Below are 16,619 nucleotides of genomic sequence, written 5' to 3'. Positions count from 1 at the left end.
GCACCTTTTTTATGTTAAGAGAAAATGTGATCAATTTGATTGATTTCCTCTTTTGTTAATTGAACATCGTTTGTTTTTAAGTTTTGCAGAACTTGCTCAGCTCGTTTTGCACCTGGAATGATGGCGTCGATGCCTTCCTGCGCTAAAAGCCAAGCCAGTGCGACGTGTGCCGTTTCAGCGTTCTTTGATTGTGCAATTGCCTTCAGCTTGTCTACTTTTTCGAGGTTTTGAAGGAACGCCTCGCCTTGGAAAAGCGGGTCTTTTGCTCGAATATCATCAAATGTCGCATCCTTCGTAAATTTCCCAGTCAACAGGCCTGACGCCAACGGGAAATACGGAATAAAGGAAATACGATGCTCGACACAGTATGGGAGAAGATCCTGCTCTGCCTCACGTTTCAGCAGAGAATACTCCGACTGAAGCACGTCTAAGTAGCCATCTCGATTAAAGGCTTGAAGCTGTTCGAAATCAAGGTTTGATGCACCAATTGCCCTGATTTTTCCTTCATCCTTCAATTCCTTTAATGTGCCTGCTACTTCTTCCAGCGGCGTCCGGCCGTCCGGGAAATGCATATAGTATAAATCAATATTATCTGTTTGCAGTCGTTTCAGGCTATTTTCGACCTGCTCTCTTAAAAAGTCCCGGCTGTTATCCAGTTCAATTTGTCCGTTTACTTCTTTATGAGCCCCCTTTGTCGCAAGGACAAGGTTTTCTCTGCCGCCTCTTTTGGCAATGATCTCACCGATCAATTCCTCTGAACGGCCCAGCCCATAAATAAAAGCAGAATCTAAGAAATTGACACCTTGATCAAGAGCCGTCTCCACAAGCTCTCGTCCGGCATCTTCACTCAGGTTCGGGAACAAATTATGTCCACCTACCGCATTCGTACCAAGCCCTATCGGATTCACCTGTAAATCAGTTCGTCCAAGCGTTACCTTTTTCAAAAGCTCATCTCCCTTATCCGCTTAATCATCCTTATTTTCCCATGAATCCTTTTCAACATTCAAGTATCCTGCTCTCTGAAAATTAACTGGGAGGTGGACGGTGAGAAAATAAATGGACATATAGTCATCTCTCTGAAAGCATTAACACCTCCACTTCAAAATTTTTACCTAAAAAACATTTAAAACCCATGATAAATCTATAAATTAATTCTTATTAACTAGTATATTAGGCTTAAAAAATTCCTTTTATTAAAGATGTTTGTGTAAATTTCTTTCAAAGATAGGGACTAAAACCTATTCCTCATCATGATTGAATTCCGATAGAATGAAAAGTGCAAATCGTCATAAGGAGATTTTCCCCTTTAACACCCGAATATACCATTCTATCTGTTTCTTTCTTCATAGTCAGATAGCGGGAATGAAATGACGAAAGAAAAGCAAAGGAGCATCAACTGTGAATCTTAAAAAAATAAGTGCACTCCTCATGATTTCATTCGTGATGATCATCTCTGCAGCCTGCCAGAGCTCAGCAAAATCAAGCAACACTGATCAAAAATCAACAAAAACAGCAGAGGTAAAAGTCAACAGCTACGAATATACGTTACCAGAAGACTCAACAACTACGCTAAGAGACAATGAATTGGTACTAAAAGTCAACCTGACGATTACAAACAAAGGTGACAAGGCTCTTTCATTATATAGCTCTGACTTCTCCCTTTATCAGGACGATGCCAAAGTAACTGATTTAAAATTTTACGGCAGTAAAGACCGTCTTGACCTCGGTTCATTGAACAAAGGCAAATCACAATCAGGTGCTCTTTATTTCCTAGTAGACAAAGGGAAAAAATATCAGTTCGTGTACCAAGACAGCATCAAGAAAAACAGTGATTCGATTGAAATCAACCTAGATGGAAACAAAATACTGGATACAGCGAAAAAGCTGGATAACCCTGCAAAGGCGCTATCCGCTTATACCGATATGATTGTCTTTGACAAAAAGAACGATCAGTTTGCAGATTTAACGGGTGACAACCAGTCAGATGTCGTCAATAAATACCACGACATGTTTGTGAAAGACTTCAAAAGAAGTGCCGGCATTTACGGAAATGAAGTAAGTGACCGTGATATTCTGTCTATGTACAAACGTATTCAAAACACCATGAAGGATAAAGCCAAAGTAGAAACAAGTGTAAAAACCATCTCTGATGACGAGGCGAAGGTTGTCGCTAAAGTAACAGGCCTTGATGCTTCTAACTTAAAAGACAAGCTAGACAAGCAAAGAGACGAGTTTTACAACGGCAAGATCCGCTCTAAAGAAGAATTGTATAAGAAAAGCTTAAACATGTACGCATCTGAATTCGAAAAGCTTCCTCCAGTCTCCAGCCCAGCTGAATACGAAGTGAAAATGAAACGTAACGGGGATGGTCAGTGGAAAATTGACCTCAACGATTATAATACATCGCAGTACATGAGCGGTTTTATTAAAACAAGATAATCATGAACTAAAAAAAGACGCTGGCCCATGAAGGTGCCGCGTCTTTTCTTATGCTATACAGTCGCCTCTTGCTCTTCTTTCACCGCTTTTTCAATATCTTTAAAACGGCTCGATACAGTAGACGCACTAATGCCATACTTTTTCGCTATTTGCGCTTGAGAAAGCGGGGCATCGCTTGCAAGTGAATGAATGTAATATTCGATTCCCGCAGCAAATGATGCCGCTTTACGGATTACAGGTGATTTCTGATCACAATAGGCTTTCCACACAGTTAAAGCGCCATCAGTCAGGCTTTGGTCCCCGTGTTCCTTCATTCCGTCTTCAATCAGCTTAGCTGTTTCCAGCTGAACATCACTTGCCCAGTCCATGCGATCTGCTGTTAGACCTGTATCGCCTTCTGTTTGAGCAGATGTTTCTGATTCTTCTACTTCTTGCTTCGCAAACATGCACTTCAGCACGTCAGGGAATGATTCTCTCATAAATGTGCTGCGCGTTCCTCCATTTGCCTCATATGCTTCAACAAGCTGACGAACTTGAAGAAGAAGCGTATCTGTAAACTCTTTTGCAAACATCGTATATTGAATGAAAAACTCTGCTTTTTCTTCAAATTGAACAGGGAATCCAAGCACGAGACTTCCTTTTTCAGGAAGCACTGTTTGATCAGGTTTTACATCTACTTCAACCTTTTCCGCTGTCACCATATTCTCAAAGTAAAGAGACTCGTCCGTTTTTTCATTTAATAAAAGCAAAGATGGTTCCATGTCTGTCCATGATTGAACCACTTGTTTTGTTTTCGGACGGGTAATATCCTCTGCTTTCTTTGTCAGGAATTCTTGGAAGATGGTTTCTTTCTGATCCGTTAATGGACGGAAGAAAATGCCCCATACACTTAAATGGAAAACTGAAATTTGTTGCGTTTCTTTATCCATATCTGCAAGGAAAGAAAACTCATTAATGAATTGATTAATGGCTCTCTGATGCTTAGAGAAAGCATAATTCATTAAATCCTTTTGAACTTGTACAGCTTCCTTAAACACAAGCTCAGACGTTTGTTCTCCGCCTGACTTTTGACCACAGCAATGTTTATATTTTTTTCCGCTTCCGCATGGGCAGAGCGCATTTCGTTTAATTTTTCCCAAAATAAAACCTCCGACATTCTAGTCTAACCTCACTATTTTAACAAACGATTGCACAGGAGAGTTTTATTTTCAAGAAAAAAGAAAAATCAGAATGATCAGTTAAATAACAAAGGTACATGAAGATCACGACAGATCATAGGAATAGCAGTCTTTTTCTGTTTATTTTCTCCAATCATTCCAACAGTTTTTCTTCAGCTCATTCCTTCAAATAACTGCTTTGCTTCAAAATAAAAGATTTGAACAAACTTCTTCGTATTGACTCTGCCTGTCGATCCTGCGGATGAAGAGGTCTTCTGCATTTCTTTCATTCTTTGGCTGACATCGGTAAAGTCAAAAAACTTCGACGCATAGTGCTCAAACTTAGGATTCGAGAAATCTGTTAATCCTAGTGAAGCAAAATGATTCAAGGAATGATGAATAGCGCGTCTAATCCGCTGCTCTGCTGCTTTCACTTCTCTCATCACTTCGACATCGGTTGCCCCATCATCCAGCTTCCTCTCCGCTGTTTTGATAAAGAGTTGCTTTAGCGGCGGGAAATTGACCTCATGAGAATTGGCTGACTGTGTTTCATGTAAGTAGATCAGGATCTCTAGTAAATCCTTAGATCCGCTCTCTCCGACAATTCCCAGTTCGGATAAGAGAAATTCCCCTGCCTCTTTCATCGTCCTTTTTTTCGCCCCAGCACCCGTCGTATCATGAGAAATTACAGGCTCTAACGGCAGCACATGGCGAAGGGAAGCTTGAATATCATATATCGATTTCTCCAGCTTAATACGCTCCATGACTTTTCGAATCACACTGACGATCTCAATTCGATTGACAGGTTTATGAATATAATATTCGATCCCTAATTCATAGGCTTCTGCCATCATCTCTTTCGCCTCTACTTGGGAAATCATCATGATTTTACCTTTGAATTCAGGGTGAATATGACGAATCGTTTGAATGCCGTCTCTAGCAGGCATTAAAAGGTCAATCAGAAGGATGTCTATGTTTTTTAGGTTCAATGAATGTGCTTCTAATCCAACTCCGTCATCGGCTTCATCCACGACCTCTCCCAAATCTTCATCCTCAATGATTTGTCCTAAAATCGAGCGTATTGCACGATCATCATCTGCAATGAAAAACCGCATACACTCACCCTCTCTGTATTAAATTTTGTATAGGAAGGATTAGCTGAAAAGCTGTTCCCTTTGTTTCTCTTTGTTCGATTTTAATTTGACCGCCAAGCTCTTTAACCAACTCTTTCACATAGGATAATCCAATCCCAGTTGATGGTGTTCCATATGCATCAAATTTAGAAGTATAGCCTGGATCAAATACAATTTCTCTCATTTTTTCAGGAATCCCCGGGCCATCATCTTCAATCCGAATCTCTATTTTATCATGACTTCCTTTTAATACGAGTGAGATCATTCCAGTATCCTTTATGGCTTCAACCGCATTTGCCATTAAATTATTAATGAGCGATAAGAAAATGAACACATGGTAATCATGCAAATGAATGCCCCTTATATCAGATGTAAAAGAGATGTTTTTCCCTAGAGATAACGCATATTTCTCTTGAATGCGGATGACAATCTGAACCAGCTCTTCAGCCTTCATATAGTCTTGCATATTTTCCTTAGAAATCAGCTTCGAAAGACCAGCATAAATACGCTGATTGTCCTTTTTCACTTCATGGATTTCTCCTGCGAGCTTCAACAGCTCCTGACTCACTTTCTTGCCTGCTTCGTGTTCATGCAGCAGACGATAAAGTCTGTATGATTCTTGCGTAATATGCTCTGTATGTTTTAACGTTTTCTTTAAATGAACCGTTTCTTCATATAAATTTGAAATGACCATCATCATATGCTCATTTTGTTTCATGATCTGCTTCTCTCTTGATTGTGCCTCGTACAGCTTCATCATATTAAAAAAGCTGATCACCACAAAGCTGTGAGCAAACGCAATGAGAAACATATCACTCAGCTTTGATAATGTCATCGTCGTACCAAACACTAAAAATTGTACAAACAGCTCAACAAAATCAGCTACTAATTCGATCATGAGACCAATGATCCCAATAAAAATAGAGCGCTGTTTAAAACGTCCCGTACGGACGGCAAAAAACAGGAAAGCATATGTAAAATAGAAGAAGAAACTTGGGAATTGCTGATAAAATGATGCAGCCAGTCCAGCATTATGCTGAATCAGATCTAAGCCTACTCGAAAAAGCACAATGGCTGCGCCTGTTAAAAACCCAGGCAAAAACGGTCTAGATTTCCTTAAGAGTAATAAACAAAAGAAAAACGCAGGTGCGCCAAAGCTGATCCGGAACGTCTCATTCACAGGATAAAACTTCAGTTCTCCTGCAAGCGGCACAATAACCACCATAAAAATTAAAATGAATGCGTCTTTTTTGACAAGCTGGTTTAAACTCAAATGACTGACATCCCTTCCCCTTTTTGCATAGCCACAGTATACAAGGAGACTCTTTTCTTCACAATGTGCAAAAAAATAATTTTCACGGCTCCTTCTTTCCCCAAAATCCTTTTTTATGACTATTCTCCGAGACGGCATGGTGACCTTTCAGCTATTCAGCGTTTTGGTGATTGTCTACAATAATGGGAATTGTTTAGACAATCATCGACAAACCGATTTTTATTTGTAAGTTTTTCTGTAGATTTTCGTCAGATTGTGTAGTTTCCAAGATAAATTAAATGAACAATTTTAGTGAAACTATATGTAAGCGTTTTCTGAATTTTCACTAAAAACCCTTTTTGTTTTTTCGCCGCCAAAGCCTTCAATTGAACATATATTTAGGTGTAAAGGAGTGGTACAAGCAGCGCATGACAAGTTCTTTGAAGATGTGTAACATGTTTTCGTGCCTATTTGATCGCATTTTTTGTCATCCGCCAATTCAATAGGGTACTTTTTGATTTTTGATTGGAGGAATCGTATGAAAACAGCAATTTCTAATAATACACAACACGCATGCCAGTCTTCTGTTGATCAATGGGCAGAAGAAATACGTCCGTATTACAAAAACGGGCAGAATGCTGGCTACATTCCAGCACTCGGAAAAGTGAATTCCTCTCAACTTGGTATCAGCGTGATAGGCCCAGATGGATCATCTGTACGATATGGTGATTGGGACGTTCCCTTTACCCTGCAAAGTATCTCAAAAGTCATCAGCTTTATAGCTGCCTGTTTAGGAAGAGGCGTTCCTTACGTCTTGGACCGGGTAGATGTAGAGCCAACTGGTGATGCATTTAATTCCATCTACCGCCTTGAGATGCATAAACCGGGGAAGCCCTTTAATCCAATGATTAATGCTGGAGCTATTACCGTATCCTCCATCCTTCCCGGAAAGACTTCTACAGAAAAGCTAGCATATATTTTCGATTTAATCGAAAACTTAATAGGAAAGCGTCCATCTGTTAATGAAGAGGTTTATCAATCAGAATGGGCAACTGCGCACCGCAACCGTGCTCTTGCTTATTACTTAAAAGAAACCAATTACTTAGAATCAGATGTCGAAGAGACATTAGAAGTGTATTTAAAGCAATGTTCCATCGAGGTCACAACAGAGGACATCGCCTTGATTGGACTGATTATTTCAAGTGATGGCTACCATCCCTTTAAACAGGTCCAAGTCATACCAAAGGATATCGCAAGACTAACAAAGGCATTGATGCTGACATGCGGCATGTATAATGCATCTGGTAATTTTGCTGCTTTCGTAGGCGTTCCAGCCAAAAGTGGTGTGTCTGGAGGAATTATGGCTTGCGTTCCGCCAAGCGCAAGAAGAGAATTCCCATTTCAGACAGGCTGCGGAATTGGTATTTATGGTCCCGCCATTGACGATTGCGGAAATAGTATTACCGGTGTCATGATGCTGAAAAAGCTCGCCAAAGAGTGGGATCTCAGTATTTTTTAAAATGAACAGTCATGAATTCGAAGAGGTGATGTTATGAACGAAAAAGCTTTGCTATCTTATTTAACAAATACAAATGATTTTATTTGGACTTATATTGTGATTGCTCTGTTACTTGGAGTAGGGGTCTACTTCACATATAGAACACGCTTCCTGCAAGTGAGAATGATTAAAGAAATGGTGCGTGTCCTGAAAGAAGGAAGAAAAGAAAAAGAGGGGATATCACCGTTCCAAGCATTTGCCATCAGTATGGCGGCACGTGTAGGAACAGGGAATATCACAGGGATTGCTATCGCCATTGCAATTGGTGGACCTGGGGCAATTTTTTGGATGTGGATCGTAGCCATTATCGGTTCTGCCTCAAGCTTTGTTGAAAGTACATTAGCCCAAGTGTATAAAGTGAAAGATAAAACAGGATTCCGCGGTGGACCTGCTTATTACATGGAAAAAGGGTTAAACAAGCGCTGGATGGGAATTTTATTTGCGATCCTAATTACAATTTCTTTTGGAATCGTCTTTAATGCGGTTCAATCAAATACGATCACCGTCGCTTTTGAAAACTCCTTTGGATTAGACCGTTTAACAGTCGGTATTGTAATGGCTGTTATTTTTGCAGCAATCATTTTCAAGGGAATCCAAGCCATTGCAAAAGCTTCTGAATACATTGTCGTTGTACTGGCTCTAGCTTATATCGGAATTGCATTCTTTGTTATTGTGACAAATATCACTGAACTTCCTGGTGTCATCAGTACGATTGTGAAACATGCCTTCGGGTTTGAACAGTTCGCTGGCGGAACACTAGGCGGGGCATTATTACAAGGGATTAAACGCGGTCTCTTCTCAAATGAGGCTGGTATGGGTAGTGCACCTAACGCAGCAGCAACAGCCGTGACAAGTCACCCTGTAAAACAAGGGTTAATCCAGGCATTTGGCGTATTAACAGATACGTTAATTATTTGTACGAGCACAGCCTTCCTTGTCCTATTCTCTGATGCGTACAAAACAACGAACCTGCAAGGAATTGAATTAACACAGGCTTCACTCAGTCAGCACATTGGGCCATGGGCCTCTGGATTCCTTGCTATCATGATTTTCCTATTCGCCTTTAGTACATTGATCGGTAACTATTACTATGGTGAAACGAACATTGAATTCCTTGGTGCCAACAAAATTTGGCTTAACATCTATCGAATTGCCGTTATTGGAATGGTTCTTTTCGGTGCAGTTGCAACTGTTCCTCTCGTTTGGGGTCTAGCCGATCTCTTCATGGGACTCATGGTCATCGTCAACCTCATCGCCATTACCATGCTGTCTAAGGTCGCCTTTGCAGCATTGAAGGATTATACGAGACAGAAAAAAGAAGGCAAGGACCCTGTCTTCTATAAAAATGCCGTTCCAAACAATGAGAAAATTGAATGCTGGGACGACGAACCTGCTTCGTTGAAAAAGAATCAAATCGGATAAATAAAAAAAGCTCTGGTCCTCTGATCAGAGCTTTTTTCTTTAGTTCAAAAATTCGAGTATGAGTTTGTTCACCACTTCTGGCTTTTCATGATTGATCCAATGAGAAGCATCATCGACAAAAATCAGCTGACCATTTGGGCAAATCTTCATCGTTTCCTTCGCCAGCTTTCTGCTTAAAAACTTGTCCTCCATCCCCCAGATCATGCGAACAGGTACTAAAATGCGTTTTGATATCGGCTTTTCAAAGCCGCCCTTTTTGATGGCGCGGTACCAATTCAGCATTGAGGTCATGGCACCTGGCTGCGTCCAAGCCAGCTTGTAGCTTAATACATCTTCCTTCGTGAACAAATGTGGTCTTGCAGTCAATCCAATGGCTTCATCCAGCTTTTGAAAGTGATTTTCCTGAAGTGCTGCCTCTGGCACATTTGGAAGCTGAAAGAAAGCGATATAGGAGCTCTTCTTCCACTGCGGGGGATAAAACGGAAGAACCTTCATCATGACCCGCGGATGCGGCATGTTGACAATGATTAATTTCTCTACATATTGAGAACGTGTGGATGCCAAATGCCAAGCAACAGCTCCTCCCCAATCATGACCTCCCACAATCGCCTTTTGATTCGGACTAAGCGTCTTAATCAGCCCTACGATATCATCTCTCAGTTGATCTAATACGTAGGATTCGATTCCTTCCGGCTTATCACTTAAATGGTAGCCCCTTTGATCAGGAACGACGACACGATAGCCTGCCTCAGCCAGGGGCATGATTTGGTTCTTCCAGCCGTACCAGAACTCAGGAAACCCGTGCAGCAGTACAAGCAGCGGGCCATCCTCAGGTCCAGCCATTGCTGTGTGAAGTGTTACACCATTTGTTTGGATCGATTGAAATTCAATTTGCTCCATCCCTTTGCCACCCTTCTCCTTGTTCTTTTATTCTTCCAACATAGCATATTTTCCATTTTTCAGAAAATAAAAACACTCCCAAAAAAACCTTCACAATAGTGAAGGTCTTAGAATTTTGACCAAGGATCCTTGAACAGCGAATTGGTGCCTTATTGCGAAAGAAACAGAGAAGATATGTATTTGTGCTAAATGACTAAATAACTAAAAAAGCAGACTCTAATCAGTCTGCTTTTTTTACGATTTTTATTTATCTAGAGAATATTTTTCTATTGCTTCTTTTGGAGATATTTCTTCATCAAATGAAAGATAACGACAATACACTTCACTTAAGTGAAGTGGTTCTTCTTCTAAATTGTCTACAAGTTCAAATATATCTAGGATTGCTACTAATTTTTTTGTTGTTTGTCCGTAATCCCCATTTCCAAATGTTTCTTCTGGAAAACTTTTTTCTATAATTTTTTTAACTTCATCTTGATCTTTTGCTTTGATTAATACGATTCTTTCTTCAAATATCTTATCAGGTCTAACTTTGGGAGACGGTATGGATTCAAACAATAATTTTGCTGAAAAGAGATCATACATAGATTTATCACCTTTTAATTATTTTTTCTTTTTAAATCTGTTATCAGTTAAAAGTTTTTTAGCTGTTCTTGCTTTTTTGATACCCTTTTTTGCATCTTTATTAATTTGATCAATGGTTTTATTTAGATATTCTGTTGGAAATTCACCTCTTATTTTTCCTTTTCTGTTTTTTGAGATGAATTCATTTGCTGTCATTTTGTGATGTTTAACAACTTGAGCTTCCCAAGAGTTTGAAGAAAATATCATACCACCTACAATGACAGCCCCAGTTGCTAATACTGCGACTTGTCCTAATCCTGGAATAAAGAAGAAAGGGATCGGAATTGCAAATTTTGTTTCTGCAAGTTGATCATGATTTATTTCTCCTTCAGAGGATACTAAATCATTTGGGTTAATCACAATATTTTCGTTTTCTGTTGCCTTTGCTGGTGCTTGTAAAACAAAAGTAAATACAGATAGTGCTAGTAGTGTGGAAATTATTTTTTTGATCAAGTCCAATACTCCTTATAGTTTATTAGAAATTCAATTGAATAACAAATTATATATCATATTACATTAATTGGATATTCAATAGATTTAAGGTAAATATAAGGGAATTGTTTTTTGAGGTTGCTGTGTCCACAATCATTTTTTATTTTTATATCATTGCATGATCTTTATTTAGCTCTTTGTCTTCATCTATTTCATATAATTCAGCACCCAGATCAACCCATTTTTGCGGTCCTGTACTTGTCCGTGAAGTGCACCAAAGAACGTATCCTGTAATTCGACCAGTACATCTCCGTCAGCTTCTAGCGCTTCATATACTGCCTTTAGTTCTTCTTCATTGTCAAACTGCATAATCAATCTGAGATTCTCGGGCTTTTGTGTGCGGCCAAACGTATCTGAAAAGTGAAGCAATGATTCTCCAAGGTGAAGTTCCGCATGCAGCACACGGTCTTGATGTTCATTTAAAATATGAATATCTCCGCCAAAAATTCCTTGATAATATTGAAGAGATTCCTTCACATCGTCTACCACAATATAAGGACTAACGCTAATCATACCCTTCATCCTCCTCTTGTCCGTCCATCTTCTCTTTTATAGCTTATCCCAAATCGTATGAAAAAAGGCACAAATCGTCAACGGATTTGCACCTTTTTCTCATGAAGCTTTCGCTAATTCACTATGTTTGTTTGAATACGCTGCGTACATGACGACACCGATTAACAGCCAAACACCAAAGTAAAGCCACGTCCGGCCTGGTAAGTTGAGCATAAGGAACAAGCAGCAGCCCATTGAGATAATCGGCAAGACCGGCACAAATGGAACCCGGAATCCCCTCTCAAGCTGCTGATGTGTCTTTCTCAAAATGAGCACAGATAAACTCACCATCGCAAACGTCAATAAAGCACCGATATTCGCTAAATTGGACAAGTCCTTTAAATCAATAAACCCTGAAATAACAGCTGTCATGCCGCCAATCATCCATATGCTTGCAACAGGCGTATCGCTTTTGTTTGTTTTCGAAAACACTTTAGGCAAAAGTCCATCTCGTCCCATCGCATAAGCAATTCGAGTTGCTGCATAATTATTGGCGAAAATCACAGCCATCAATCCAATAACCGCACCGACAGAAATAATACCGGCTACGCTATTTTGATGTACACTTTGCAGCACATAGGACATAGCCTCTGTGACATTCAGTTTTGTATAGTGCACCATGCCTGTCATGATCAAACAAACGACAATGTAAATGATCGTGCAAATGAGTAATGAGCCGATAATACCAATCGGCAGATTCCGCTGCGGATTTTTTACCTCTTCCGCAGAAGCAGAAATCGCATCAAATCCTAAAAAGGCAAAAAACACAGCAGCAGCACCGGCAATGACGCCTTCTGCACCAAACGGCATGAACGGCTGCCAATTGGCTGGCTGTACATAAAAACCGCCTACTACAATGAAAAGAACAATAATACCGAGTTTCACAAACACCATGATATTATTGAATTTTTTACTTTCCTTCGTTCCTCTAGATAAGATCCACGCAATCAGTAAGGCAATGATAATGGCTGGCAGATTCATGTATCCGCCTTGTTCTGGCCCCGCTAAAAATTGATGGGGAATCGAAATGCCAAACCCCTCAAGCAAGCTGTTGAAATAACTCGACCAGCCACTGGCGACAGCTGAAGCAGTCAGCATATAAACGGACAATAAAGTCCATCCCATCAGATGCCCGACAAGCTCACCCATCGTTGTATATGAATAAATGTACGCACTGCCGAATACAGGCAGCGCTGAAGCCATTTCTGCATAGCAAAGTGCTGCCAAACTGCACACAATCGCTGCAATGGCAAAGGAGAAAATGACAGCCGGTCCTGCATCCTTAGCCGCTGTAATTCCGGTTAACACCATGACCCCCGTGCCGATCACTGCCCCTATACCAAGGAGCGTGAGATCGAGCCCGCCCAGCGTTCTCTTTACCTTTTGCTGCCTGCTCTGTTCTAACAAATCGTGAATGTGTTTCTTACGAAGAATATGTCGCAAACCCTTTCCCTCCAAAACGTTAGAAAAACAAAAAATCACTCAAATTTCATTATAGCAGAATAGGTACTACGCATTCACAACCAATTCACGTAAATCTTTCTTCATGATTTTACCAAGCTTGTTTTTTGGCAGCTCCTGTGTGAAATGAATGGAGGGCACTTTGTAATCTGCCAAACGTTCCTGGCAATAGTTCACCACATCTTCTTCGCAAAAATCGACGGAATCGTCTTTTACGATATACGCACTTGGCACTTCACCATATAATTCGTCTGGTACCCCGATGACAGCTGATTCAATCACACCTGGAATTTGATCAATGACCTCTTCTACTTGGTCAGGATAGATATTATCCCCGCCGTACAGAATCACATCTTTGTATCTGCCAGTAATGAAAAGAAAACCGTCTTCATCTAGATAGCCTGCATCCCCCATATGGAACCAGCCATTTTTCAGCACCTTCTCAGTAGCGTCAGGCTGATGATAGTAGCCTAGGAAATAAAATGGACTTCTCATGACGACTTCGCCAATTTCTCCTGCTGGCAATGTCTCCTCTGTCTCAGGATGCACGATTTTCACATCTACATCCGCATCCACTTTACCGGCAGAGCCCATTTTATCCTCACCCATCGCTGGATGCCACGCACTGACAACCCATGCTTCCGTACTTCCATAGCCATGCATCATCTGAATGCCTGCTTCTTTGTAATCTTTAATTAAGCGTACCGGCACCTTCGTACCGCCAGAAATCGCAATTTCAAAAGATGAGAGATCGTACGAACCGCGTTTCATTTCTTCTAGCATGTACGTGTAAGCTGATGGGAAAGCCATCATGAACGTAATTCTTTCTTTCTCAATCGTTTCTAAAATGCGTTTCGGTGTTGCATCATGTAAGAAGACAAGCGTATACCCTTCAATCGCAGCTGCGATCAGATGATTAATTGAACTCATATGATACAGCGGATGACTCGCCAAGTACCGTTTTCCTTTCAGATCAAATCCTCGATTCCCATGTCTTGTTAAAAATTGATAAATTCGTCCATGCCCGACCATACAGCCCTTTGGATTGCCCGTTGTTCCAGAAGTGAATAAAATCATCGCTAAATCCTCTTCTGATACCTCATCAGCAAGATGACTTCCATCATTTGAAGCCAAAATGTCTTCAAACAGCTGGGTTGTTTTCGCATTGGCACCGGATTCCACCATCAGACAATCTTCTAAAGACACATTCACTGCCGCAATGATGTCACGGAATTCACGGTCAAAAAATAAAGCCTTTGGCTCTGCTTTTTTCAAAATACCTTCCAGCTCAAAAGAAGTAAGCTGCCAGCTAAGCGGAACTGCGACTGCACCTGCTTTGATAGCTGCCAGCATAATCGTTGAAAAGTGATGATGGTTTTGACAAATAAAGCAAACGCGGTCTCCTTTTCGAATCCCCTTTTGATATAAGTAATGAGCGAGCTTGTCAATGCGTTTTGCATATTCTTCAAATGTATAAGACACACCCCCGCCAGTTACCGCTTCAATTTGTGAAGAGCGTTCCATTCTGTCGTTAAGTAATGCCTGTAAAGTATTCAATATCTTCATCTCCAAACGTTTGATTTACAATAGCCAATTTCCAGTGAATGGGGTTGGCAGATTTTATCTCATTCACATTCTAAAATAAAACCAGCTGAAAGTAAAATCATTTCATTTTGGAATTGTTCTTTATATTAATTGATAATATAGGTAATTTTATAGCCGTCTTCCATTTTGGTTTAAATGATGATAACTATTATGATAAGATAGACCTAGTAATTGATCGGAAAATGCGAACGCAATAGGAAAAGAGGTATGGAGAATGCAACATTTCGAGCTAGAGGCAAGTTTATTAGACCATGCGCTGACAAAGTATTTAAAGGCGACGAAGCAAATAGATGAAGAGAACATCCCGAAAAACGTCACGTATGTGAAAGGGTTTATTTTACGCATCATTTATCGCCATCAAACATGTACTGTGAAAAATATTCTGCAGGAAGTTTCATTATCTCCCTCTGCAACAACAACCGCTCTCAATCACTTAGAAGATGAAGGGCTGATTATCCGCTCTCGAAATAATAATGACCGCCGTACTGTATGGATTACACTCTCTGAATCAGGTGAACAAATCGCAAAACAAATGATCGACAACCGCCAGCTGCTTGTCAATCAGCTGTTCAACCATCTTTCAGAAGAAGATAAAAAAACATTTTTTGAATTAATCGAAAAAATGATGGACGAGCACACATTAAAGGCTTAGGAAACCTCCTAAGCCTTTGTCTTCTTTTCAGCGTGATAGAAAACCTTTGCAGTCTAGGAAGGACGAGTACCGGAGCGGAGCGAATTTACATTCGTGAGCACCGGAATGCAGACCTGACACCGAATGCGAGGGTTTGTCTACTTGCTGAGACTTAGGAATATTCCTAAGCCTTCTTTTTATGGCTTTAAGATGACCTTTATACAATCATCCTTCTTTTCATTAAATATGTGATACGCATGAGCGGCATCATCTAACGGCAATTGGTGTGTGATGATCGCTCTAGGATCAATTTCACCGGCTGTCACTTTTTGATAGAGTTTTGACATGTAGCCTCTCGCCGGAGCCTGTCCCATTTTCAGTGTGACGTTTCTTGCGAAAAAGGCACCTAATGGGAACATATTGTATAGTCCGCCGTACACACCCGTCATCTGCACCGTTCCACATTTACGGACGGCTTTTGTAGCAATTTGAATCGGTCCGATCGTTCCACCTTGCAGCTTGAGTTTCTGCTCAATTTTTTCAAGCGGTGACTTCTTCCCGTCCATTCCCACACAATCGATCACAACATCGGCTCCACCCTTGGTGAGCTCCTTTAACGTTTCTCCCATGTCGGGATCTTCTGTAAAATCAAATACTTCTACGCCGCTCATCCGTTTTGCATGTCGCAGACGGTAATCAATGTAATCGACCGCAATCACACGTTCTGCCCCTTTTTGCCATGCAAATTGCTGCGCCATTAACCCAACAGGTCCACAGCCTAACACAATGACCGTATCACCTTTTTTCACACCTGCGTGCTCCACGCTCCAATAGGCAGTTGGAAGAACATCCGATAAGAACAGTAATTGTTCATCCTCCAGCTCACAATCATCTGGGATCTTAAACGGGGTGTAATTTCCAAAAGGCACGCGTAAATACTCTGCCTGTCCTCCAGGATAATTCCCATATTTCTCACTATATCCAAAAAGCCCACCCGAATCGTAGTGCGGGTTTGAGTTGTCGCATTGGCTTTCTAAGTGATGATGACAATATTGGCATTGACCACATGCAACGGTAAATGGAATAACGACACGATCTCCCTTTTTTACTACCGTGACATCCGGTCCAACTTCCTCCACAATCCCCATTGGCTCATGCCCAATCACATAGCCGATTGGAAGCGGGAAGTTCCCCTGATACAAATGTAAATCAGATCCACAAATTGCTGTTGATGTAATTCGTATGATCACATCTTCCCGATCTTGAATAGATGGCGCATCTACTTTCTTCACTGCAATGCTATTTTTCCCTTGGTAAGTAACAGCTCTCACATGCATTTCCTCCTTTAGCGAAAATCATCTGTACATAGCTTCACCTTGAATGAATGGTTCATTCA

General features: G+C 40.7%; 15 protein-coding genes. 4 read left to right on the top strand and 11 right to left on the bottom strand.

The genetic code is table 11. From position 1 onward, the window contains the following. Positions 1–14 precede the first annotated feature (14 nt). Positions 15–944: an aldo/keto reductase gene (locus GKC25_RS01525; protein WP_187704310.1), complete on the bottom strand. Its 930-nt coding sequence runs from the start codon at positions 942–944 to the stop codon at positions 15–17. Between the two features lie 454 nt (positions 945–1,398). Here GKC25_RS01525 and GKC25_RS01520 point away from each other — a divergent pair, with 454 nt between their 5' ends. After that, positions 1,399–2,439, top strand: coding sequence for a DUF4352 domain-containing protein (locus GKC25_RS01520; RefSeq protein ID WP_034664272.1), 1,041 nt, complete (start codon positions 1,399–1,401; stop codon positions 2,437–2,439). A gap of 53 nt (positions 2,440–2,492) precedes the next feature. Here GKC25_RS01520 and GKC25_RS01515 read toward each other — a convergent pair whose 3' ends face one another. The 3 genes from GKC25_RS01515 to GKC25_RS01505 form a co-directional block, all read right to left on the bottom strand. After that, entirely contained in the window at positions 2,493–3,578 is a 1,086-nt protein-coding gene (locus GKC25_RS01515; RefSeq protein ID WP_034664274.1) for an SEC-C metal-binding domain-containing protein, read from the bottom strand. Between the two features lie 191 nt (positions 3,579–3,769). After that, a complete protein-coding gene (locus GKC25_RS01510; RefSeq protein ID WP_034664276.1) occupies positions 3,770–4,711 on the bottom strand; it encodes a response regulator in 942 nt (313 codons plus the stop codon). A 4-nt stretch (positions 4,712–4,715) separates the two neighbouring features. After that, positions 4,716–6,002, bottom strand: a complete 1,287-nt coding sequence (locus GKC25_RS01505) for an ATP-binding protein (protein WP_034664278.1) — start codon at positions 6,000–6,002, stop codon at positions 4,716–4,718. 517 nt (positions 6,003–6,519) lie between these two features. Here GKC25_RS01505 and GKC25_RS01500 point away from each other — a divergent pair. Both GKC25_RS01500 and GKC25_RS01495 read left to right on the top strand, forming a co-directional pair. Continuing rightward, a complete protein-coding gene (locus tag GKC25_RS01500) occupies positions 6,520–7,500 on the top strand; it encodes a glutaminase (protein ID WP_012008818.1) in 981 nt (326 codons plus the stop codon). Positions 7,501–7,533: 33 nt separating this feature from the next. Beyond that, positions 7,534–8,961 carry an alanine/glycine:cation symporter family protein gene (locus GKC25_RS01495; RefSeq protein ID WP_034664280.1) on the top strand — a complete coding sequence of 476 codons (1,428 nt, stop codon included), beginning with the start codon at positions 7,534–7,536 and terminating at the stop codon, positions 8,959–8,961. A gap of 39 nt (positions 8,962–9,000) precedes the next feature. On the opposite strand, the gene GKC25_RS01490 is transcribed toward GKC25_RS01495, so the two are convergent. The 6 genes from GKC25_RS01490 to GKC25_RS01465 form a co-directional block, all read right to left on the bottom strand. Next, a complete protein-coding gene (locus GKC25_RS01490) occupies positions 9,001–9,861 on the bottom strand; it encodes an alpha/beta fold hydrolase (protein WP_034664282.1) in 861 nt (286 codons plus the stop codon). 243 nt (positions 9,862–10,104) lie between these two features. Beyond that, positions 10,105–10,443: a DUF4288 domain-containing protein gene (locus GKC25_RS01485; protein WP_034664284.1), complete on the bottom strand. Its 339-nt coding sequence runs from the start codon at positions 10,441–10,443 to the stop codon at positions 10,105–10,107. Between the two features lie 18 nt (positions 10,444–10,461). Further along, entirely contained in the window at positions 10,462–10,935 is a 474-nt protein-coding gene (locus GKC25_RS01480) for a hypothetical protein (RefSeq protein ID WP_052004388.1), read from the bottom strand. 186 nt (positions 10,936–11,121) lie between these two features. Continuing rightward, the gene (locus GKC25_RS01475) at positions 11,122–11,487 is read right to left on the bottom strand and encodes a VOC family protein (protein WP_034664286.1); all 366 of its coding nucleotides are present in this window, start codon (positions 11,485–11,487) and stop codon (positions 11,122–11,124) included. Between the two features lie 99 nt (positions 11,488–11,586). Continuing rightward, on the bottom strand, positions 11,587–12,969 hold the full coding sequence (locus tag GKC25_RS01470) for an amino acid permease (protein WP_034664289.1): 1,383 nt from the start codon (positions 12,967–12,969) through the stop codon (positions 11,587–11,589). Between the two features lie 66 nt (positions 12,970–13,035). Continuing rightward, positions 13,036–14,544 (bottom strand): class I adenylate-forming enzyme family protein, encoded by a 1,509-nt coding sequence (locus GKC25_RS01465; protein WP_342689888.1) that lies wholly within the window; start codon positions 14,542–14,544, stop codon positions 13,036–13,038. A 262-nt stretch (positions 14,545–14,806) separates the two neighbouring features. On the opposite strand from GKC25_RS01465, the gene GKC25_RS01460 reads away from it, so the two are divergent. Continuing rightward, positions 14,807–15,244: a MarR family transcriptional regulator gene (locus GKC25_RS01460; protein ID WP_342689887.1), complete on the top strand. Its 438-nt coding sequence runs from the start codon at positions 14,807–14,809 to the stop codon at positions 15,242–15,244. 176 nt (positions 15,245–15,420) lie between these two features. Here the strand turns inward: GKC25_RS01460 and GKC25_RS01455 are convergent, their stop codons facing one another. Further along, on the bottom strand, positions 15,421–16,554 hold the full coding sequence (locus GKC25_RS01455) for a zinc-dependent alcohol dehydrogenase (protein WP_034664297.1): 1,134 nt from the start codon (positions 16,552–16,554) through the stop codon (positions 15,421–15,423). Between the last annotated feature and the right edge of the window lie 65 nt (positions 16,555–16,619).

This window comes from Bacillus pumilus (assembly GCF_038738535.1).
In the GTDB taxonomy this organism is placed as follows: Bacteria; Bacillota; Bacilli; order Bacillales; family Bacillaceae; genus Bacillus.
The sequence above is the reverse complement of the archived record's forward strand: the minus strand, read 5'-3'. Positions and strand labels throughout refer to the sequence as shown.